The 20,981-nt window shown below is 68.1% G+C and carries 17 protein-coding genes; 6 read left to right on the top strand and 11 right to left on the bottom strand.

From position 1 onward, the window contains the following. Nucleotide 1: 1 nt before the first annotated feature. Nucleotides 2-1,561, top strand: a complete 1,560-nt coding sequence (locus IT359_11990) for an FAD-binding oxidoreductase (GenBank protein MCC6929703.1) — start codon at nucleotides 2-4, stop codon at nucleotides 1,559-1,561. A gap of 60 nt (nucleotides 1,562-1,621) precedes the next feature. Beyond that, entirely contained in the window at nucleotides 1,622-2,098 is a 477-nt protein-coding gene (locus tag IT359_11985; protein MCC6929702.1) for a GNAT family N-acetyltransferase, read from the top strand. A 114-nt stretch (nucleotides 2,099-2,212) separates the two neighbouring features. Here IT359_11985 and IT359_11980 read toward each other — a convergent pair whose 3' ends face one another. Further along, nucleotides 2,213-2,728, bottom strand: coding sequence for a hypothetical protein (locus IT359_11980; GenBank protein MCC6929701.1), 516 nt, complete (start codon nucleotides 2,726-2,728; stop codon nucleotides 2,213-2,215). A gap of 212 nt (nucleotides 2,729-2,940) precedes the next feature. On the opposite strand from IT359_11980, the gene IT359_11975 reads away from it, so the two are divergent. Next, a complete protein-coding gene (locus tag IT359_11975; GenBank protein MCC6929700.1) occupies nucleotides 2,941-4,563 on the top strand; it encodes a hypothetical protein in 1,623 nt (540 codons plus the stop codon). Nucleotides 4,564-4,709: 146 nt separating this feature from the next. Here IT359_11975 and IT359_11970 read toward each other — a convergent pair whose 3' ends face one another. After that, the gene (locus tag IT359_11970) at nucleotides 4,710-5,996 is read right to left on the bottom strand and encodes an acetyl-CoA hydrolase/transferase family protein (GenBank protein MCC6929699.1); all 1,287 of its coding nucleotides are present in this window, start codon (nucleotides 5,994-5,996) and stop codon (nucleotides 4,710-4,712) included. A 63-nt stretch (nucleotides 5,997-6,059) separates the two neighbouring features. Here IT359_11970 and IT359_11965 point away from each other — a divergent pair, with 63 nt between their 5' ends. Then, nucleotides 6,060-7,367 (top strand): DNA recombination protein RmuC, encoded by a 1,308-nt coding sequence (locus tag IT359_11965; protein MCC6929698.1) that lies wholly within the window; start codon nucleotides 6,060-6,062, stop codon nucleotides 7,365-7,367. Between the two features lie 28 nt (nucleotides 7,368-7,395). Here the strand turns inward: IT359_11965 and IT359_11960 are convergent, their stop codons facing one another. Then, complete coding sequence (locus IT359_11960; GenBank protein MCC6929697.1) at nucleotides 7,396-9,018, bottom strand: hypothetical protein; 1,623 nt, start codon at nucleotides 9,016-9,018, stop codon at nucleotides 7,396-7,398. 258 nt (nucleotides 9,019-9,276) lie between these two features. On the opposite strand from IT359_11960, the gene IT359_11955 reads away from it, so the two are divergent. Further along, nucleotides 9,277-10,602, top strand: coding sequence for an aminopeptidase P family protein (locus IT359_11955; GenBank protein ID MCC6929696.1), 1,326 nt, complete (start codon nucleotides 9,277-9,279; stop codon nucleotides 10,600-10,602). A gap of 53 nt (nucleotides 10,603-10,655) precedes the next feature. Continuing rightward, nucleotides 10,656-12,050: a dipeptidase gene (locus IT359_11950; protein ID MCC6929695.1), complete on the top strand. Its 1,395-nt coding sequence runs from the start codon at nucleotides 10,656-10,658 to the stop codon at nucleotides 12,048-12,050. Nucleotides 12,051-12,166: 116 nt separating this feature from the next. Here IT359_11950 and ccoS read toward each other — a convergent pair whose 3' ends face one another. From ccoS to ccoN, 8 genes are all read right to left on the bottom strand, one after another. After that, nucleotides 12,167-12,358, bottom strand: coding sequence for a cbb3-type cytochrome oxidase assembly protein CcoS (gene ccoS / locus IT359_11945; protein MCC6929694.1), 192 nt, complete (start codon nucleotides 12,356-12,358; stop codon nucleotides 12,167-12,169). A gap of 26 nt (nucleotides 12,359-12,384) precedes the next feature. Continuing rightward, nucleotides 12,385-14,898 carry a cadmium-translocating P-type ATPase gene (gene cadA / locus IT359_11940; GenBank protein ID MCC6929693.1) on the bottom strand — a complete coding sequence of 838 codons (2,514 nt, stop codon included), beginning with the start codon at nucleotides 14,896-14,898 and terminating at the stop codon, nucleotides 12,385-12,387. Next, nucleotides 14,882-15,667 (bottom strand): sulfite exporter TauE/SafE family protein, encoded by a 786-nt coding sequence (locus IT359_11935; GenBank protein ID MCC6929692.1) that lies wholly within the window; start codon nucleotides 15,665-15,667, stop codon nucleotides 14,882-14,884. Before IT359_11935 ends, cadA begins: the two co-directional genes overlap by 17 nt. Before the next feature lie 9 nt (nucleotides 15,668-15,676). Beyond that, nucleotides 15,677-16,165, bottom strand: a complete 489-nt coding sequence (locus IT359_11930; protein MCC6929691.1) for a FixH family protein — start codon at nucleotides 16,163-16,165, stop codon at nucleotides 15,677-15,679. Continuing rightward, nucleotides 16,162-17,601: a cytochrome c oxidase accessory protein CcoG gene (gene ccoG, locus IT359_11925; GenBank protein MCC6929690.1), complete on the bottom strand. Its 1,440-nt coding sequence runs from the start codon at nucleotides 17,599-17,601 to the stop codon at nucleotides 16,162-16,164. Before ccoG ends, IT359_11930 begins: the two co-directional genes overlap by 4 nt. A gap of 84 nt (nucleotides 17,602-17,685) precedes the next feature. Then, nucleotides 17,686-18,303 (bottom strand): c-type cytochrome, encoded by a 618-nt coding sequence (locus IT359_11920; GenBank protein MCC6929689.1) that lies wholly within the window; start codon nucleotides 18,301-18,303, stop codon nucleotides 17,686-17,688. A 2-nt stretch (nucleotides 18,304-18,305) separates the two neighbouring features. Continuing rightward, entirely contained in the window at nucleotides 18,306-18,500 is a 195-nt protein-coding gene (locus tag IT359_11915) for a cbb3-type cytochrome c oxidase subunit 3 (GenBank protein ID MCC6929688.1), read from the bottom strand. Beyond that, nucleotides 18,497-20,788, bottom strand: a complete 2,292-nt coding sequence (gene ccoN / locus IT359_11910) for a cytochrome-c oxidase, cbb3-type subunit I (GenBank protein ID MCC6929687.1) — start codon at nucleotides 20,786-20,788, stop codon at nucleotides 18,497-18,499. Before ccoN ends, IT359_11915 begins: the two co-directional genes overlap by 4 nt. Nucleotides 20,789-20,981 lie beyond the last annotated feature (193 nt).

The raw sequence follows: 20,981 nt of genomic DNA, 5'->3' as shown, positions 1-20,981 counted from the left end.
GATGGGCGCCGTCCCCCTGGTTGCGCGCGACCTGGTCGGGGTGGTGACTGCGCCACCGGCGTGCGTGCGCCTGTCGCCGGCCGACGACGCGATTGCCGACTACCTGCACGATGAATCCAAGCTCACGTCGCGCGGGGCAGGGTCGCTCGCCGTCCCCGAAACGGTGGAGGAGCTGCGGCAGGTGCTGGCGTGGCATGCCGCCAACGGACACGCGGTGGCCATCTCGGGGTCGCGCACGGGGGTTGTCGGAGGGGCCGTCCCCGAGCCTGACGCGCATCTGGTCGCGCTCTCGGCGCTGCGCGGTGTGCTCTCGGTCGACGAGGCGGGCGAACCGCCGACCGCCACCGTTCTGGCCGGGACCTGCCTCAGCGAACTCACTGGCTACCTGGCAGCCAACCACCCCGCGCTCACGTTCCCGGTCGATCCCACCGAGACGTCGGCGTCGATTGGCGGGATGGTCGCGACCAACGCCGGCGGTGCGCGCACCTTCCGGTTCGGCGCGATGCGCGAGTGGGTGGAGGCGATCACGGTGGAGCTGCCGAGTGCGCGCACGCTCACACTGCGGCGCGGCGCGGGCGATGGTGGTGAAGGGGCGCTGCTCCTGGACGACGGGGGCGAGATTCGCCGCCTGGAACTCGCCCCGATCCCGAAGCCGGCGACGAAGAACGCGATCGGCTACGGCTACTTTTCCTCGGGCGACGCGATCGACCTCTGGATTGGCGCGGAGGGGACGCTGGGCGCCGTTTCCAGCGTCACCGTGCGACTGCAGCGGTCGAGCGAGCAGCGGCTGGGCTACCTGCAGTTTTTCGGCGATGTGGCGGCGGCGTTTCGGTTTGTGGTCCTGGTAAGGGGAGACCGGTCGATGCGGACCACGGCGCTGGAGTTTCTCGATCGGCGTTCGCACGCGCTGGCGGCCGAGAGCGGGAAGCCGGCGGTTGCGCGGGTGCTGGAGGGGAGCGGAGCAGCGGAGTGCTCGGTTTTTGTGGAGGTCGGCTTCGAGGGCGACGGCGAGCTAGAAACAATAGCCGATACGCTATCTGACGAGATCGTGGCGTGCGGCGCGGATCCGAGCTACTCGCTGGCTGGGGCGACGGAGAGCGAACTTCGGGACATCCGCGCGTTCCGTCACGCCGTTCCGGAGCGCATAAACGCTATAATCGCCCAGCGGCGAGAAAGGCATCCTGGGCTCCACAAGATCGCGACCGACATGGCGGTGCCAGACGACCAGTTGCAGTGGGTCTTCGCGCGATACCAGGAGGTGCTGGGTGGGGCCGGGCTCGACTTTGCCGCGTTCGGGCACGTGGGGAACAACCACTTCCACGTGAACATCCTGCCGCGGGACGAGGGGGAGCTGGCGCTGGCGAAGGAGTGTTACCTCGTGCTGGCGCGCGAGATCGTGGCGCGCGGGGGGTGCGTGGCCGCTGAGCATGGGATTGGGCGCATCAAGAAGCCGTTTCTCGCGGTGCAGTATTCGCCCGAGGTGCTGGCGCGCTTTCGCTCGGTGAAGCGGTGGGTCGATCCGCGGTGGCGATTCAATCGCGGGGTGCTGATCGACCCGTGACGGCGGCGCGTGCACATGGTCCCGTTGCGCCGGTCGGCGGCCATTTCGTAACATCCCTCCATGCGTCCCATCGCCCCTCCCCGCGAGTATGACGTTCCCGTCCTCGCGGAGCTGAACAACCGCTTTGCACCCGACGGGCTGACCCTGCCCCGCTCCGAATCGTTTGTCGAGTCGCACCTCGACGACTATCGCGTGATTCGCGACGACGACGGGCACGTGGTGGGGTGCGTGTGCATCGACGAGTATTCGCCGTCACTGGTGGAGCTGGTGTCGCTGGCCGTCGAAGCGTCGCAGCAGGGGAAGGGGCTGGGAGCGCAGCTCATCAAGGCGGCGGTGCAGCTGGCGGCCAAGCGCGGTTATCCGGAGATCTTCGCCGTCTCGTTCAGCGACTCGCTCTTCCAGCGGTGCGGCTTCCACTTCCAGGACATCGAACGCTATCCCGAGAAGAAGCGGCGCTACGACCGCGTCTCCGTGGACGAGTGGACGATCGGGCACAAGCACTGCTTCGCGATGTCGTTGTCGGTGGGCGAAGCGTAGGGCAAGCGTCACGATGAAACGACAGACGGGGCGGCGCATCGCGCGCCGCCCCGTTCGTGTTGCCGGCTGGCTCCGGCAGGTGCCGGCAGGTGCCGGCAGGTGCCGCGCCTTCGGCTAGTGCTTCATCCCTTTCATTTCGCCACACGCCGTCTCGACCTTCTCGAAGTTGTCGTGAATGGCGGTGATGGCGGCCTTGAGGTCGGCGTCAGGCGTGTCGCCCTTCACCTTCTTCGCCAACTCGCTGGTGAGCGTAGCAATCGTGGTGATGGTCTGCTTCTGCTCGGGTTTGGCGCAGCTGGCGGGAGCGGTCGAGGCGAGCCACGTCTTGGCCTTGTCGGCCAGCACCTGCGCGTTGGCCTTGAGCGGGGCGAAGTCGCCCTTGTCCGCCGCCGGATGGAAGGTGCCGCCCAGGACGGCATGGAAGGCATCCATCTCCTTCCACCCGCTGGACATGTGGTTCATCCCTTCCATGTCGTGCTTCATGCCGGCCATGTCGTGCTTCATGGCGGGCTTTTCCTGCTTGGACGAGTCGGGTTTTGTCCCGTGCTGGTGCTGCGCGGCGGCGGGGACGGCGAAGGCGATGGCGCAGAGCGCGGCCATGGCGCCGGCGATAGAGCGTGAGCGTCGCATGCGAGTCGGAAGGGGAGAGGTCAAAGGGGGAGCGTTGGACATGTGACGGAATCTAACGGGGGCGATCTCCCGCCCCTAAGTTCGTGCGCGTCGATCCTACCCCGGAGCCCATCGCCCGTGCCACAACGCCGATGAGGCGGCAGGCGTTACTCACGGCGGTACCGACGACGGTGTGGTGTGGGATCGTGGCATCATCAACCCGGAGATACGACATGACCTTCCGTGTGACTCGTGTACTGGCGGCGCTGGTTGGAGCGGCGACCATCCTCGCGTGGAGTGCGCCGCTGGTAGCGCAGGACGCCGATCCCGCGCCCAGGCGTGCCGAGGGCGATGGCCCGTTCGACAAGCTGATCGTGCGCGGGGCGACACTGATCGACGGGCAGGGCGGACCGCCGCGCGGCCCGGTCGACATCGTGATCGAGAAGAACCGCATCACGCAGGTCGTGGAAGTGGGGTATCCCGGCTTGCCGATCAATGAGTCGCGCCGCCCCAAGGGGCCGGCGCGCGAGCTGGACGCGACGGGAATGTACGTCATGCCGGGGCTCATCGACCTGCACGTGCACACCTGCGGCAAGCCCAAGGCGCCGGATGCCGAGTACTGCTACAAGCTGTGGCTGGCGCATGGGATCACGACGGTGCGCGGTGTCCCGTTAGGCGGCTTCGAGTGGTCGGCGTCGGAGGCAAAGCGTTCGGCGGCCAACGAGATCACCGCGCCGCGCCTGGTGAACTACCAGCGCATCGGGCTGGGGAAGGGGTGGACGGGGGGGGCGATCACGACGCCTGAGAAGGCACGTGAGTGGGTGCGCTGGGCCAAGACGCAGGGGGTCGAGGGGCTCAAGCTCGGCGCGCACGAGCCCGACATCATGGCGGCCGTGCTCGACGAGGCGAAGAAGCTCGGGATGGGATCGACCGCCCACTTGCAGCAGACGGGCGTCCCCAACATGAACGCGATGCAGGCGGTGCGGCTCGGACTCGGCGCCGTGACGCACTATTACGGGATCTTCGAGTCGATGTACGAAGGGACAGCGATCCAGCCGTATCCGGCGGACTACAACTACTCGGATGAGCAGTGGCGCTTTGGCCAGGTGGCGCGCCAGTGGTCGCTGGTGAAGCCCAAGAGCGAGAAGTGGTGGGCCTTCCTCGACACGCTCAAGAAGTACGACGCCACACTCGACCCGACGATGACGACGTACATGTCGGGGCGGAACCTCATGTATCGCCGCGGCGCGGAGTGGCACGAGAAGTACACGTTGCCCACGCTGTGGGACTTCTACACGCCCAATCGCGAGAACCACGGCGCGTACTTCTACGACTGGACCACGTGGGACGAGGTGGCCTGGCGCCGTTTCTACAACGTGTGGATGGAGTTCATCAACGACTACAAGAACATGGGTGGGCGCGTGACGCCGTCCACCGACGCCGGCTTCATCTACAACACCTACGGCTTCAGCTACATCGAGGAGTTGGAGAACTTCCAGGAGGCGGGCTTCCACCCGCTGGAGGTGATTCGCGGCGCGACGCTGCACGCCTCGCAGGAGCTGAACAAGGCGAGCGGCAAGCCGATCGAGATCGGCGTCGTGCGCCCGGGGATGCTCGCGGACCTCGCGATCGTCGGCGAGAACCCGATCGCCAACTTCAAGGTGCTGTACGGCACCGGCCACCTGCGCCTCAACGACAAGACGGGGAAGATGGAGCGCGTGGGCGGCGTCAAGTACACCATCAAGGACGGCATTGTCTTCGACGCCAAGAAGCTCCTCGACGACGTGGCCAAGATGGTCGACAAGCAGAAGAAGGAGCGCGGCATCTCCAAGCTGCCGGTCGTGTCGATGCCTTAGGTGTAGAAGACGAGAAGACGAGAAGACGAGAGGACGAGAGGGTGCGAGGAGTCTCGTCCCCAGCTTTCGCTGGGGCAGGCTTCTCGTCTTCTCGTCTTCTCGTCTTCTCGTCTTCTCGAGAATCGCCTGCGCGAGTTCTCGCTACGCTATTTTCTGAGCTGCTGCGCGTCGCGGCGCAGCTCGCTGCGGAAGTCGGGGTGGGCGATCGAGATCAGGGCGTCGGCGCGCTCGCGCAGCGACAGGGCGTGCAGGTTCACCGCGCCGTACTCCGTCACCACCCAGTGCACGTGTCCGCGCGTGGTGACCACGCCGGCGCCGTGCGCCAGCTCGGCGACGATGCGCGAGACGGTCCCGCCAGCTGCCGTCGATGGCAGGGCGATGATCGGCTTGCCGCCGCGCGAGCGGGCCGCGCCGCGCACGAAGTCCATCTGTCCGCCGATGCCGGAGTAGATGCGCGGACCGATCGAGTCGGCGCACACCTGTCCCGTGATGTCGACCTGGATCGCCGAGTTGATCGCCGTGACCTTCGGGTTGCGCGAAATCAGTGCCGTGTCGTTGGTCCGGTCGCAAGGATGGAACTCGACCAGCGGGTTGTCGTGCACGAAGTCGTACACCTTCTGGCTCCCGTTCACGAACGACGTCACGATGCGCCCGGGGTGCACCTGCTTGAATCGATTGGTGATGGCGCCGGAGTCGAACAGCTCGACGACGCGGTCGGAGAACATCTCCGTGTGGATCCCGAGGTCCTTCTTGTCATGCAGGCGGGCGAGCACGGCATCGGGAATGGCGCCGATCCCCATTTGCAGCGTCGCCCGGTGCTCGACGAGTCCGGCCACGATCTCACCGATGCGCGCCTCCACGTCGCCCTCGCCGGTGGGTGCGTGCCCCGGGAGGGGGCGATTGGAGTAGAGGAAGGCATCGATGCGCTCGAACGGGATGGCGGTGTTGCCATGCGTGCGCGGCATCTGTTCGTTGATCTCGGCGATGACGAATCGCGCCGAGTCGACGGCGGCGCGCGCGCAATCCACCGATGTCCCTAACGAGCAATAGCCGTGGCCATCCGGCGGCGAGAGCTGCACGATGGCCACGTCGAGCGGGATGATGCCGTTGGCGAAGAGCGACGGGATGTCGGAGAGGAAGACGGGGACGAAATCGGCGCGCCCGTCGGCGACCGGTTCGCGCAACGATGGGCCGCAGAACAACGCGACGGAGCGGATACGCTCGGCGATGCCCGGGGCGGTCCACGGAGCGGCGCCCTCGGTGTGCATGTGATAGAGGCGCACGCCGTCGACGTCGCCGCGCTCGGCGAGGGCGGCGAGCAGTGGCTGCGGCGTGGCGGCCGCTCCGTGGCAGAAAACGCGCATCCCGCTCGTGATGAGCGAGACGGCATCGGCGGCGGAGACGCCGCGAGAAGTCCAATCGACAGGGGGCATGTGAATTGTCAGCAGGTCGGCATAGTATAACATCGGATAACTGGAGCCCTGTCGGGAGGATGGATGGCAACCGTCAGTTGGTCACCACTTGTGATGGCGGCGATCGTTGGGTGCGTGATGGGCGCCGCGATCGCCTGGATCGTGGCGCGCGGCCGGGGTGCCGGCGAGGCGGCGCGCACGGCCGGGGAGATTGCGCGGCTGACGGCGTTGCTCGAGGCCGAGCGTCGGCACGCCGGCGAGCGTGAGGCGCTGGTTCGCCAGTCCGAGTCGCAGCTCAAGGAGGCGTTCCGATCGCTGTCCTCCGATGCCTTGCGAGAGAACGCCGAGGCCTTCCTGCAGGTGGCGCGCGGGACGCTGGACGAGGCGCGCACCGCGTCCACGCTCGACCTCGAGGGGCGGCAGCGCGCCATTGCCGAGATGCTGACGCCGCTTCGCGACGCGCTGGAGCGCGTCGACGGCAACCTGCGACAGGTCGAGGTGTCGCGCGCCGGCGCCTACGAGTCGCTACTCACGCAAGTGACGTCGCTGGCCGAGGTGCATCGCGAGTTGAGCGGGCGTACGCGCACGCTGGTGGATGCGCTCAAGTCGCCGGTGGTGCGCGGCCGCTGGGGCGAGGTGCAGCTGCGCCGCGTGTGCGAGATGGCGCAGATGCAGGCGCATGTCGACTTCGTGGAGCAGGAGGGGATCGAGGGGAAGGACGGCGCGCTGCGCCCCGACCTGCAGGTGCGCCTCCCGGGGGGAAAGGTCGTCATCGTCGACGCCAAAGCGCCGTTGCAGGCATATCTCGATGCGCTGGAGGCGCCCGACGATGCCGCGCGGGACGCGCTCATGCGACAGCACGCACGCCAGGTGCGCGACCACATCACGCGCCTCTCGTCCAAGGGATACTGGGAGCAGTTTCCGCAGGCGCCGGAGTTCGTGGTGATGTTCCTGCCGGGCGAGACGTTCTTCAGCACGGCGTTGCAGCTGGATGCCACGCTCATCGAGTATGGCGTGGAGCGGCGGGTGATCCCCGCGTCGCCCACCACGCTGATCGCGCTGCTGCGCGCGGTGTCGTACGGCTGGCAGCAGGAGCAGGTGTCGCAGGGGGCCGAGACGGTGCGCGCGCTGGGGCGCGAACTGTACGACCGGCTGCGCACCTTTTCCACGCACCTGGACGACATGCGCCGCGCGCTGGAGAAGGCGGTCGATGCCTACAACCGCGGCGTGGGGTCGCTGGAGCAGAGCGTCCTGCCGCAGGCGCGTCGCTTTCGCGAACTCGGCGTGGCGCCCTCGACCGAGCTGCCGGTGCTGGAAGGCGTCGATCGCACGTTGCGCGTACCGCGAGCTCTCGATGCCGCGGGCGCGACCGAAGCCGCCGGGCACACCTAACGCTCGGCGCGCCTAACGCCTGGCGCGCCTAACGCCTCGCGGGGCGGAGAGCCGCCGGGGCCGCCATGGCAGCTGCCGGTGCAACCGGCGGCGTCCCGTCACGGTACTCGATCGTGATCTCGGGAAAGCGCGCGGCCAGTGCCCGTGCGTCGAGGGGCGGGCCGCCGCGTAGCGCTGCGTCGAACCAGGGGACCACGATCGCGTTCATGAGCGCGTGCATGCGCGGCGCGGCGATGCCGCCCAGCATTCCGCCCTTGGCGCCGAGCCAGGGGGCAAACCATCCGAAGTCGGTGTAGTCCATGTGCTCCGCCCCCGAGGTCACCATCAGCCACGCCGGGGCCTGCGCCCGCTCGTAGAACAGGCGGTGCACGTTGGGATTCCCCTGACTCGAAGCAATGAAGAAGGGGCGGGGGAGCGGTGACCGCGAGGCGACGCCGTAGTGCAACCCGTCGAGGTTCATCCCCGCCACGCAGCGCGGGTCGACGGTGCAGAAGTTGGCCGCCGTCGCGCCGCCGAACGACATGCCGAAAATCCCCACGGCGTCCGTCGCCAACCGCCCCACGAGGAGCGTGTCCGACCCGGCGTGCGGCGAGGACATCGTCGTGAGCCGGTCGAGCACGAAGCGCGTGTCGGCGAGCCAGCGGTCGGCCGCCGTGTCGAGCACCGCGCCCTGCGCCAGGATCTCCCGGATTGGCCCCACCACCTGCGCCGTGTCACGCGCTCCCTTGATGCGGTCCATCGTCGCCATCATCGCCTTCATCTCCGTCGTGTCGAACGGTTGGAAAGGCGGGTTTGCCGGGATGAGCGTCGAATCCGGCGGGACGATGACGCCCCCTGCCTCGTACGGGTGATCGATGCTGGCGACCACGAAGCCGTGCGAGGCGAGTTCCTCCATCTGCACCGTGTTCTGCGACTCGGTGCCGGCGGCGTATCCGTGAGAGAAGAGGAGGAGTGGAAGGCGCTGCGGGGTGGAAGGGATCCACGCGAGCGGATAGGCGTGCGTCGTGACGTTGGTGAGGTGCGTGAAGGCGAAGGTGGGGAGCTTGATCGAGTGAGCGATTGCCTGGGCCACCTGTCGGGAGATGTAGCGATCGGCACTACCGGCGACCGAGTCGGCTGGATACCAGACGCGAACCACGAGCGCGCGCGGGCCGCCGGGCGAGGGTGCCAGCGTTTCCGTGCGCGAGGAGTCGACCAGGTAGAGCCAGCGGTTCCCGATCTTGTAGCTCCCGGTTGGCGCGGGAAGTTCGAAGAACGGAACGAGCGATGCGGCGGCGATCGAGAGCCCGCTCACCGCCAGGATCACCAGCCCGCCGAGCCAGCGGACGAGACGGCGGCCACGCGCGACGATCTGGCCGTCGCGTCGGGCTGCGTTCGCGGTTCCACTCGCGGCAGCGCTCGCGGAAGCGCTCGCGGAAGCGCCGGCGGCCATGTTCGCAGCAACGATCGCTGCAATCGCGATGAGTCCGGCCAGGGCGTAGGCGGCGAACAGTTGCCAGCGCCCGTGGTCAATGAGGAGGTGGACGAGCGCAAGCGCGACGGGGACGGCTGCCCAGTAGCGGAGCAACGACGCTCGGCGGGGCGGCGGGAAGAACAGCGCCAACCCCGTGAGAACGAGCGAGGCGAGGAAGACGATCTCGAGGAGACGCACGAGGAAGGGGAGCTCGAGGGAATGGGCGACTGCGCCAAGCGGTCGCGCCAAGCGGTCGCGCCAAGCGGTCGCGCCAAGCTGTCGCGCGCCAACGCCCGGTGGCAAGCGTGCGTTCTCCCGGACGAGTCGTCGCATCGCTGTCGCCCCTCGACGTCCCGTGCCCGCGGGGGCACCTTCTCAGGCACCGCGAACGTCCCGCCAAACCGCCCCCTCACGCAGCCCGGGCTCCCGGGTGCCCTAACGATGGAGACTTTCCCGATGTTCTCGCGCCGTCGATTCCTCACCGCGTCCGGACTGGCCATCGCGGGCACTGCCTGCGCGGCGGGAGGGAAGGAAGCTGCCGCTCAGGATGACGAGCATGGCGGCGGGAGTGCGGGGGGGAGCCAGCTCCCGCCAGCGATCGCGGCGCTCAAGTCGCTCAAGGGCGAGGCCAAGCCGATCACGGTCGAGGAGCGTCGCGCCCGCCTGGAGAAGGCGCGTCGCCTGATGACCGAGCAGAAGATCGACGCGCTGATGCTCACCGGCGGCACTTCGCTGGTCTACTTCACGGGGATGAACTGGGGAAACAGCGAGCGGCTGACGGCGGTCATCGTCCCGGTGAAGGGGACGCCGTTCGTGGTGACGCCGAAGTTCGAGGAGGAGCGCACGAACGAGCAGGTGAGGCTCGGCCCCCTGGGGAGCGGGACGAACGTGATGACGTGGGAGGAGGACGAGTCTCCGTCAAAGCTCGTCGCCGACGGGCTGCGCGCGCGCGGCATTGCGTCGGGCAAGATCGGGATCGAGGAGACGGTGAAGTTCGTCTTCAGCGACAACGTGGCGCACGCCGCGCCGCAGTTGCAACTGACGAGTGGGACGCCGATCGCCGCCGGCTGCCGCATGACGAAGGACGCGCACGAACTCGAGCTCATGAAGCTCGCCTCCAAGGTCACGCTCATGGCCTACGAGGCGGCGTGGAAGTCGCTCAAGGAGGGAATGACGCAAGGTGACTTCGCGCGCCTGGTCTCGCAGGCGCACGAGCGCCTGGGCTTCTCCGGCGGTGCGGGCGTGCAGGTCGGGGAGTTCTCCGCCCTCCCGCACGGATCCATCACGCCGCAGGTCGTGAAGGAGGGATCGATCCTCCTCATCGATGGCGGGTGCAAGGTGGAGGGGTACTCATCGGACCTGTCGCGCACATTCGTGCTTGGCAAGGCGACCGACAAGATGAAGAAGGTGTTCGAGATCGAGCATGCGGCGCAGACGGCGGCGCTCAAGGCGGCGCGCCCCGGCGTGGCCTGCGGCGACATCGATGCGGCGGCGCGCAAGGTCATCACCGACGGCGGCTACGGTCCGGGCTACAAGTACTTCACGCACCGGGTGGGGCACGGGCTCGGCATGGACGGGCACGAATGGCCGTATTTGGTGAAGGGGAACACGCTCCCGTTGCAGCCGGGGATGACCTTCTCCGACGAGCCCGGGATCTACATCCCCGGTGAGTTCGGGGTTCGCCTGGAGGACGACTGGGTCGTCACCGAGACGGGGGGCGAGATGTTCACGCCGCAGTCGCCCTCGCTCGAGGATCCGTTCGGGACCGGGATGCCGAGCTGAGTGCGATGAGTGACGACGCGAGGGAAGGAAATGATCCAAGGCGAGAGGAAACGATGAGGACGATTGCGATGCGGCGCGTGATGTTGTTGTTGGGGGGGGCCCCCCGCTCGCGGCGCCTGCGCCGCGCCTCCCTGCCACCCGCCGCGGCCGCGGCGCTGGCCCTCGCCGCGTTAGGCTGCGCCACGGCGCAGACGCCGGCGCCTCTCAGCGAGGGCGACCTCGTGGCCAAGGCGCGCGGCATCCACGAGCGCGTCATCACGCTCGATACGCACGTCGACATCAACCCGGCCAACTTCCGGCTCGACGCCCCCAACTACAAGGACCGCCTCAACACGCAGGTCAACCTGCCCAAGATGCGCGAGGGAGGGCTCGACGCCGCTTTCCTCATCGTCTACGTGGGACAGTCGCCGCAGTTCACCCCCGAGGCGTACGACCGCGCCTATGCCCAGGCGATGGAGAAGTTCCGCGCCATCCATCGCCTCGTCGACTCCATCGCCCCCGACCAGGCGGCGCTCGCCCTCACCGGGAGCGACGTGCGGCGCGCCAGCGCACAGGGGAAGAAGGCGATCCTGATCGGCGTCGAGAACGGCTATCCCATCGGGACCGACGTCACGCGCGTGAAGCAGTTCTACGACCTCGGCGCCCGCTACCTGTCGATGGCGCACAACGGGCACTCGCAGCTCTCCGACTCCAACACGGGAGAGCGGGACGGCAAGTGGCAGTGGAACGGGGTCTCGCCACTGGGTGAACAGGTGATCGCCGAGGCCAACCGGGTGGGGATCATGCTCGACATCTCGCATCCATCCAAGCAGTCGATGATGCGGACGCTCGCTCTCTCCAAGGCCCCGATCATCGCCTCGCACTCCGGCGTGCGTGCGCTTGCCGACCACTCCCGCAACCTGGACGACGAACAGCTCAAGGCGCTGGCGAAGAACGGCGGCGTGGCGCAGCTCGTCGCCTTCGACGGCTACGTGAAGATCCGTCCCCCCGACTCGCCGGAGCGGGTGAAGGCGATCCAGGCGTTGCGCGCCGAGTTCGGTCTCGCGGGCGGCGGGCCGGGCGGGGCGGGGGGCGTTGGACCGGGGGCGATGCAGCAGCTGCCAGCCGACAAGCGCAGCGAGTTCCAGCGCCGGCTCGCGGAGCTCAACCAGAAGTACCCGGCGCCGCCAAAGGCCACCGTGAAGGACTTCGTCAATCACGTCGACTACGCGGTCAAGCTGATCGGGATCGACCATGTGGGGATCAGCTCCGACTTCGACGGCGGCGGCGGTGTGGATGGATGGAACGATGCCACCGAGACGTTCAACGTGACGCTCGAACTCGTGAGGCGCGGCTACACCGAGGAGCAGATCGGGAAGCTCTGGAGCGGCAACCTGCTCCGCGTCCTGGACGAGGTGCAACGCGTGGCGGCCGGACTCCAGCGAACGGCAGGTCGCACGACGAGTTAGGCAGGTTGCAGCTGTCGGGGCCTCCCGCACGGCGCCGACGCTCCTTGAACAAGCGCCCCCCGCGCCGTGATGCGCGGGGGGCGCTCCGTTTCGTCGCTAACCGGCGGCAGCGGCACTCAGGGCGTCGAGTCCCCGGTGGGCGGCGCGGGGCGCGACGTGCCGGCGCGGTCGTCGTCGTCGTGCAGCATGCGCAGCGCCGGCGTCTCCAGATCGTCGAACTGCCCCCGGCGCGCCGCCCACGAGAAGGCGACGACCGCTGCGCCCACGATCACGAGGGCGAGCGGAAGGACGAGGTAGAGGATGCTCACGCTGGTTTGGCTGTGGGTATGTCGTGCTAGCTGGCGCTGGCAACGGCTGCCGCAGTCGCTGGTGCCGCCGCGTTCGGGGAAATCGGCGTGCGCTCGAAGGTACTGCCGTACCATGAGCCGAGCACCACGGTGAGCGAACTGAGCGGCATCATGATCGCTGCCGCCACGGGGTTGATCAACCCGGCAATGGCAAGCCAGGCGCCCACCACGTTGTACGCCAGCGAGAAAGCGATGTTGCGCCGAATCACCCTCATCGTGCGCTCAGCACCCTGCATCAGCTCCACGAGCGGGGCCAGCCCCGGCGTGGTCAGAAAAATGTCGGCCGTGGCGAGCGACGCCTCGGCGCCCCCGTGCACTCCGATCCCGACGGTGGCCGCGGCAATCGCCGCCGCGTCGTTGACGCCATCGCCCACCATCACCACGCGGTGCGTCCCCTTGAACGACTCGACGACGCGCAACTTCTCCTCTGGTGTGGCGCCACCCTGGCACTCTTCGGGCGTGAGGCCGAGCGCACGCCCCACCGCGCGCACCACCGATGGTGCGTCGCCCGAGAGGATGCGCACCGACCAGCCGGCGGCGCGCAGCGCCTGGATGCTCGCCTTCGCATCGGCACGGACCGGGTCGCCCAGGAAGGCGCGGGCGACCAGCGCACCGTCCACCGCAACCCAAACCGGGGAGAGCGAATCGTCGGGCGCGTGAGCGTCCGTGGCCGCCGTGTCCACGCGTGCCCGGCTCGAGACAAACGATGGGGAGCCCACAACGACGTCGTGGCCATCGACGCGACCAACGATCCCTCCGCCGGTCACGTGCGTGCTCGATTCCACCGCGGGGGCCGGGACAAACTCGGCGAAGGCGCGGCGGAAACCGTCGGCCAGCGGGTGTGTCGATTCCTGTTCCAGCGCCAGGACGAGCGGCTTGACCCACTCCGGACCGTCCCAGCGCACGAGCGAAACGCGCGCCTCGGTGATCGTCCCGGTCTTGTCGAGGAGGAGGATGCCGGGGCGGGAGAGCGCCTCGATGGCATCGCCCCCCTTGATGAAGAGTCCGCGCCGCGCGGCACGCCCGGTGGCGACCGTGACGGCCAGCGGTGTTGCCATCGCCAGCGCGCAGGGGCAAGTGACCACAAGGAGGGCGATCGCGTTGTCGAGTGCCGCCGAGGGATCGTGGCGCGCACCGACGAGGTAGGTGATCACGGCGAGGACGAGGACGACCGCGACGAACCACCCCGCCATCCGGTTGGCCAGCACCACGACCGGGGCGCGCCGGCGCGTGCTCTCCTCCACCTGCCGCAGGAGCTTGGCCACCCGGCTCTCCTCGCCGGCGCGGTCAATGCGCACCCGCACCGGGGCAGAGATGTTGAGCGTCCCCGCCCACACCGCCGCCCCCGGCTCCACCGTCACCGGGCGCGACTCGCCGGTGAGGAGCGAGAGGTTCACCGCCGAGCGTCCCTCGGTCACCACGCCGTCAGCCGCAATCGTGTCGCCGGCGCGGACGTCGAGGATCATCCCCGGGAGGAGCGCGGCGGCCGGGAGCTCGCGCACGGCGCCGGCTTCGTCCACCACGCGTGCCCCCTGCGGCGTGAGCGAGTACAGCAGCTCCGACGCGTCCGTGGCGGCGCGTTGCCCACGCTGCTGCAGGTAGCGCCCCACGAGGAGCAGGAAGATGAGGACCGTTACCCCGTCGAAGTAGACGGGGCCACTGTCGGTGATGGTGTTGATGGTCCCGCGCACCACCCCCGCGCTCAGGGCGATGGCGATGGGGAGGTCCAGGTGCAACGCTCGCGTGCGCAGCGCCGCCCATGCCCCGGCAAAGAAGACGCGACCGGGAAAGACGATCGCCGGGATCGTGAGCCCCAGCGAGACCCAGCGAAAGAACTGTTCGTACTGCGACTCCATGCCGTTGGAGAGCCAGCCCGCATACATCGCGATGGCGGCCAGCATCACGTTCACCGCGATGGCGCCGGCCACGCCGATGCGCTGGATCGCCGTGCGGTCCTCGCGGCGGCGCACCTCGTCGCGCCGCACCCCCAGGTACGGATGCGGGGGATAGCCCAGCGACTCGAGCGCCCGCGCCACCGCCGAGAGTTTCACGCTGCCATCGTCCCACTCGATGGCGGCCAGCGAGCGAGCAATGTTCAACTCGGCGCGCGCCACCCCCGGCAGGAGCAACGGGACGCGCTCGACCAGCCAGACGCACGACGCGCAATGGACGCCCTCGAGGAAAAGCTCGACGCGCGCCAACCCCTCGGCCGTGCGCGTGACGTACAGCGTGCTGAAGGCCTCGTGGTCGAACTCCTCGTACGTGCGCCCGGTGGCACGCACGGGCGAGGTGCGGCGATCGGCAAAGGCGTAGTACTGGTCGAGCCCGTGGTCGCGCAGGATGGCGAAGGCGGTTCGGCATCCCGCGCAGCAGAACTGCGTCGCGCTCCCCTGCTCGAGGAAGCCCTCGGGGACCGGGAGGCCGCAGTGCGAGCAGGCCACCTGTTCGACACGCACGGCGCCAACGTGCGCCAGGGCGCTCGGGCTAGTGCTGGTGCCCATGCGGCACGGTCGGCGCTCCGTTCGCCGGTGCGCCGGCGGCGTGCACCTGACGGGCGCGTGCGTCGAGCACGGCGGGGGCAATGCGCATCTTGCCGGCGATGGAGAGGATGCCCATCACCACCACCGCCGCCGCCGTGACCAGCGGCAGTCGCGCGCGGAAGGCCCCCGTGAGCCGCTGCGCGCCGAGCCCCACCCCCAGCATCACGGGGAGCGTCCCCGCCCAGAAGATCACCATCGTCCCCAGCGCAGCCGGGACACTCCCGGTGCCAGCCGCGGTGAAGACGAAGGCATAGAGCCACCCGCAGGGCAGGAGCGTGGTGAGCAGCCCGGTGGCGAGCGCGCGCGCCGCCGCCGAGCGCCCGCGCACGCGTGCCAGCAGTCCGCCTAACGGGTTGCGCCCGATCGGGAGTCCCTCCAGGCGCGGGAGCCGCACGCCGCGCGCGGCGAGGAGCGTGGACAGCCCCCAGCCAATCATCAGCGAGCCGGCAACCACCGCCGCCCCGCGCGACAGCCCCATCAGCGAGCCGACGTGGTCCAGCCCGCGCCCGAGGAAGCCGGCCACGAGCCCCAGCGCCAGGTACGAGACCAGGCGCCCCGCATTGTACGCCGCGTGCGACGCCATGGTGGCGCGCGGCGCCATGGTGGCGCGCGGCGCGCCGCCGGCGCTGCCCGCCGCGTAGAAGCAGACAAAGCTTCCGCACATCCCGGCGCAGTGCACGCTTCCCAGCAGGGAGGCGGTCAGGACGCCGAGGGCCAGGGTGGGTGACACCGGGACCGCCTAACGAACCGCCGGCGGGGCGGCGTCCACGCGCTCACGGACGGCAAAGCGATCGCTGCCGCGCGACACGGTGAAGCGAAGCTCCCACTCGCCCGGGCGTTCGGCGTCCAGCGGGGCGCGATAGACGCCGTCCCCCGACTCGGCGAGCGTCACCGCGAGCTGGCGCGAGGCGCGGGCGTTGTGCATCGCCAGCAGCTGCACCGTGGCGCCGCGAATCGGCGCCCCCGTCGAATCGGTGACGGTCGCGGTCACGGCGCCCGCCTTCCCGGGCGACCCCAGGTCGAGCGTGGGCGCAACGTGCCAGCGCAGGCGCTCGCTCTGAGAGCGAAGCGCCATCTCGTCATCGAAGTGGACCGCCTTCTGGTAGTAGTCGGGTTCCACCGCGAACGACTCGTCGCGGCTGGCGACCAGGGCGACCCAGATGTTGCTCCCCGCCGAAAGGAGGAGCACGGCGGCGATCCCGATGGGCCACTGCAATCCGCGCTTCATCGCTTCTCCCTGGCGCCATGGGACTCGCTCGCCGTATCGCTGGACGCGGCGGCGTTGGCACTGCTGTCGTGCGCGGCGTTCGCCCCCGTGGAGCCGGCGCGCGGCCCCAGCAGGCGATAGGGGTACTCGCCGGTGAACTGCTTCCCGTCGGAGACCGTGATGGTGATCATGCGGTCGCCAGCCGCAAAGGCTTGGCGCGGGAGGAGGATGAACATCGACACCGTTTCCGTCTTGCCGATGGGGACAGGGAAGGGGTTCATCGGAATCACGACCTGCCCCTCATCCGCCCCGGACACGGTGAGCGTGTAGCGACGGTCCTCGTCGCTGCGGTTGGCAATGCGCAGGCGCACCTGGTTGGCAATGCGCCCATCGGCTTCCTCGGTGAACGGGCGATCGATGGAGCGCAGGAGCGTGATGTCGGCTTTCGGCTTGTTGTCGATCGAGTAGACGAGCGTGCCGAAGACAAAGGCGAGCGCGACGGGGTAGATCACCGTGCGCGGGCGCAGGAGGTGACGCGTGGAGCCGGCCAGGACCTCGCGCGAGGTGTAGCGGATGAGTCCCTTGGGCTTGCCGATCGACGTCATGATGGCGTCGCAGGCATCGGCGCACTGCGTGCAGTGGATGCACTCCATCTGCAGGCCGTCGCGGATGTCGATGCCGGTGGGACAGGTGGCGACGCAGGCGTTGCAGTCGATGCAGTCACCCAGGGTGGCGGCGCGCGCCTTGGTTCCCTTCATGCGCGGTTCGCCGCGCCCGTAGTCGTAGGCGACGATGAGCGACGACGTGTCGAGCAGGACCGACTGCCAGCGTCCGTACGGACAGGCAATCGTGCACGTCTGCTCGCGGAAGTAGGCGAAGTCCAGGAAGACGAGCACCGTCGTGACCGCCATGATCATGAACGACGACGGATGCTCCACCGGCGAGCGCGTGACCCAGACCTTGAGCGCGTCCACCCCCACGAAATACGCCAGGAAGGTGTGCGCCAGGATCAGCGAGATGACGAAGTACACCGCGTACTTCAGCAGGCGCCGCGGGTGCAGGAGCCGCCCCGACTGGTCGATGCGCAACGACCCCGAGCGCCCCCCTTCGATCGCCCGCTCGATGGGACGGAAGAGGAACTCCATCCAGACGGTCTGGGGGCATCCCCACCCGCACCACACGCGCCCAAACAGGGCGGTGAAGGTGAAGATGGTGAGGACGAGTGTCCCCAGCAGCAGCATGAAGAGGAACGTGTCGGTGGCGAGGAACGTGAAGCCGAAGAAGGTGAACTCCCGGCGCATCGCGTTCAGCCACATGGCGGGCTTGCCGTTGATCGTGATGTGCGGGATGACGATGTAGACCGCCATGAGCACATACGCAACGATCCGACGGCGCGTGAGCCACGCGCCGTCGGAGGGCTTGGGTCGGATCCAGCGGCGGGATCCGTCTTCGTTCATGGTCGGGAGGACCCGACCTTGAGCTCGTGGTGCGCTGGTAGACCCCACTGCGGACCTGCTCCTACTATGAGAGAACGACCGTCGTTACTTGGGTACTGCTGCAGAATCTAGCTTCACCGTCGAGTCGGTGACTTGTGCGGCGCCCGCCGGCTGCCCTTCGGGCGCCTTCGGGTTGGGCGGGTTGGTCCCCTTGAGCGAGGCCACGTAGACCGTGACGGCGTTGATCTGGTCAGGCTTCAGGAGCTTGCCCCAGGTCGGCATCCCCTTGGCCAGCACCCCGTCAACGATCGTCTTGTGAATGTCGGCCAGCGTGGCGCCGTGGATCCAGAAGTCGTCCGTGAGGTTCGGCCCGATCATGCCGCCCGCGTCGGGGCGATGGCAGGAGGCGCAGTTCGTGGTGTAGACCTGCTTCCCGGTGGCGATCGCCGTCTGGTCCGAGGCAAGCGCCGCCAGCTGCTCGGGCGACGCCCCGCTCTCCGGCTCGGGGTGCGCCGCCTTCCACGCGGCCACATCGGCCTCGTAGTTGGCAATGCGTCCCTTGCCGATCCCGATGCCCGGCACGTTGAACCAGTACAGGATCGAGAAGACGATGGTGGCATAGAACAGGTAGACCCACCACCGCGGGAGCGGGTTGTCGTACTCCTGGATCCCGTCGTACTGGTGCTCGATCAGGTTGCTGTCGTTGCTTTGTGGGGCGGCCATGGTCACTCTCCGCGGTTGCGCGGCGTTTGGGGAGTCTCGTCGTCGAGTGGCATTTGAGCGGCCTTCCGGTACGTCGCGCTGTAGCGGGGCGAGAAGACCCGCCACAGCACGAAGCCGAAGGCCACGAGGAAGAGGAGGAGCGAGACCTGGGCGTACCCGTCCAGATTGGCCCCGCTCATCAGCTCGGTCAGGCTCATGGATGCCCTCCGCCCGGCGCCACGCTCGGAGCGCTGGCCGGAGCGGTTGCCACGGTGTTGGGTGAACCGGCACTGCCACGCGCTACCGTGGGCGTCTGGATGTCGCGCCCGAGTCGCTGCAGGTACGCGATGAGCGCCGTCACTTCCTTGGTCTCGAAGCCATCGCCGCCACCGGTCGCCTTGAGGTCGGCCGCGATCTGTTGCGCCTGGGCACGCGCCATCTCGGGCGCCTTGTTGACGGCGTCACCGTACGGCACGCCGAGCATCGCCATGGCGTCGACACGCTTCTGGATCACGTCGAAGTCCATGTCGTTCTCGACGATGTGCGTGTACGCCGGCATGATCGACTTGGCGTTCACTTCACGCGGGTTCTGGAAGTGACGCAGGTGCCACAGGTTGCTCTTGAGCCCTCCCTCGCGCGCGAGGTCCGGCCCGATGCGGCGCGAGCCCCAGAGGAACGGATGCTCGTAGACCGCCTCACCCGGCTTGGAGTACTCGCCATAGCGCTCCGTCTCGAAGCGCAACGGGCGAATCATCTGCGAGTGACAGTTGAAGCACCCTTCGCGGATGTAGATGTCGCGCCCCGCCAGTTCGAGCGGCGTGTACGGCTTGACCGAGGCGATCGTCGGGACGTTCGACTTGATGAGGAACGTCGGGATGATCTCGAACAGCGAGGCGATGGCCACCGCGATGAGCGTGAGCACCGTAAAGAGGATCGGCGCGCGCTCCCACGCGCGGTGGAACGACAGGCTCATGAAGCGGCCGAACGCCGTCGTCGGGACGTTGGCCCCCGGGCGCAGCGGCTCAGGCGAGTACGCCTTGGGAAGCGCGGCAGCCTGGATGACCGGCACCTGGTACGCCGCCGGGCGCTTGGCCCACGTCTTCATGATGTTGTAAGCGAACATCACGACGCCCACCAGATACAACGTCCCACCAACCACGCGGACCCAGTACATCGGAATCAGGCGGGCGACGGTCTCGACGAAGTCGGGATACTGCAGGCGCCCCGTCTCGTCGAAGGCACGCCACATCAACCCCTGCGTGACGCCCGCCGAGTAGATCGAGACGATATAGAGCACGATGCCGACGGTCGCGATCCAGAAGTGCGTGTTCATCAGCTTCTTGCTGTACAGCTCCGTCTGGAAGAGGCGCGGCGCGAGCCAGTAGATCATGCCGAACGTGAAGAAGCCGTTCCACGTCAGCGCCCCCGAGTGCACGTGGGCGATGGTCCAGTCGGTGTAGTGCGAGAGCGAGTTGACGGCCTTCACGGAGAGCATGGGGCCCTCGAACGTCGACATCCCGTAGCCCGTGATCGCGAGGACCATGAACTTGAGGATCGGGTCGTCCGCGACCTTGTGCCACCCGCCGCGCAGCGTGAGCAGGCCGTTGATCATGCCGCCCCAGCTCGGGGCCCACAGCATGACCGAGAAGATCATCCCCAGCGTCGACGCCCACTCGGGGAGCGAGGAGTAGTGGAGGTGGTGCGGGCCGGCCCAGATGTACATGAAGACCAGCGTCCAGAAGTGCAGGATCGAGAGCTTGTAGCTGAAGACCGGTCCCTCGGCCGCCTTGGGCATGAAGTAGTACATCATTCCCAGGAACGGCGTGGTGAGGAAGAAGGCCACCGCGTTGTGGCCATACCACCACTGCATGAAGGCATCCTGCACGCCGGCATAGATGCTGTAGCTCTTCAGCGGACCCGCCGGCATCGACAGGTTGTTGAAGATGTGCAGCACCGCCACGGTGATGATCGACGCGATGTAGAACCAGAGCGCGACATACAGGTGCCGCTCACGGCGCTTGATCAGCGTCCCGATGAAGTTGATGGCGAAGATCACCCACACGACGGCGATCATGATGTCGATCGGCCATTCGAGCTCGGCGTACTCCTTGGCCTGCGTGTAGCCAAGCGGCAGCGTGAGGGCGGCGGCGACAATGATCAGCTGCCAGCCCCAGAAGTGCGCGCGCGACAATCCGTCGGAGAACATGCGCGCCTTGGTCAGGCGCTGCGTGGAGTAGTAGACCCCCGTGAAGATGGCATTCCCCGCGAACGCGAAGATGACCGCGTTGGTGTGCAGCGGGCGCAGTCGGCCGAAGGTGAGGAATGGCGCGAAATTCAGCTCGGGGAGCGCCATCTGGATGGCGATCAGCACCCCGACCAGCATCCCGACGAATCCCCACAGGATCGTCACGAACAGGAACTTGCGTACGATGTCATCATCGTAGCTGAACGACTCGAGCCTGGCGGCTGCCGCCGCTCCGGCTGGGGCGCTCCGGGATTCGCTCATGCAGACCTCGACGAGGGCAATGGGTCGAACTGTATTACCGAATCCGCATATAGTACGACATACGCGGACCGCTTGGCGTGCGCAGAATCTCGGTAACCTCGGTGTTTCCTGTCGTCGGGGGTGGGCCGCCCGGAGGTGAGGGAATCCCGGACATCGTTCGACGCCGTCCGAAAACGGGATCCGCGGCGCCCCT

This window comes from Gemmatimonadaceae bacterium (assembly GCA_020852815.1).
GTDB lineage: Bacteria > Gemmatimonadota > Gemmatimonadetes > Gemmatimonadales > Gemmatimonadaceae > SCN-70-22.
Note: the sequence above shows the minus strand (reverse complement) of the source record. Positions and strands in the feature narration are given on the sequence as shown.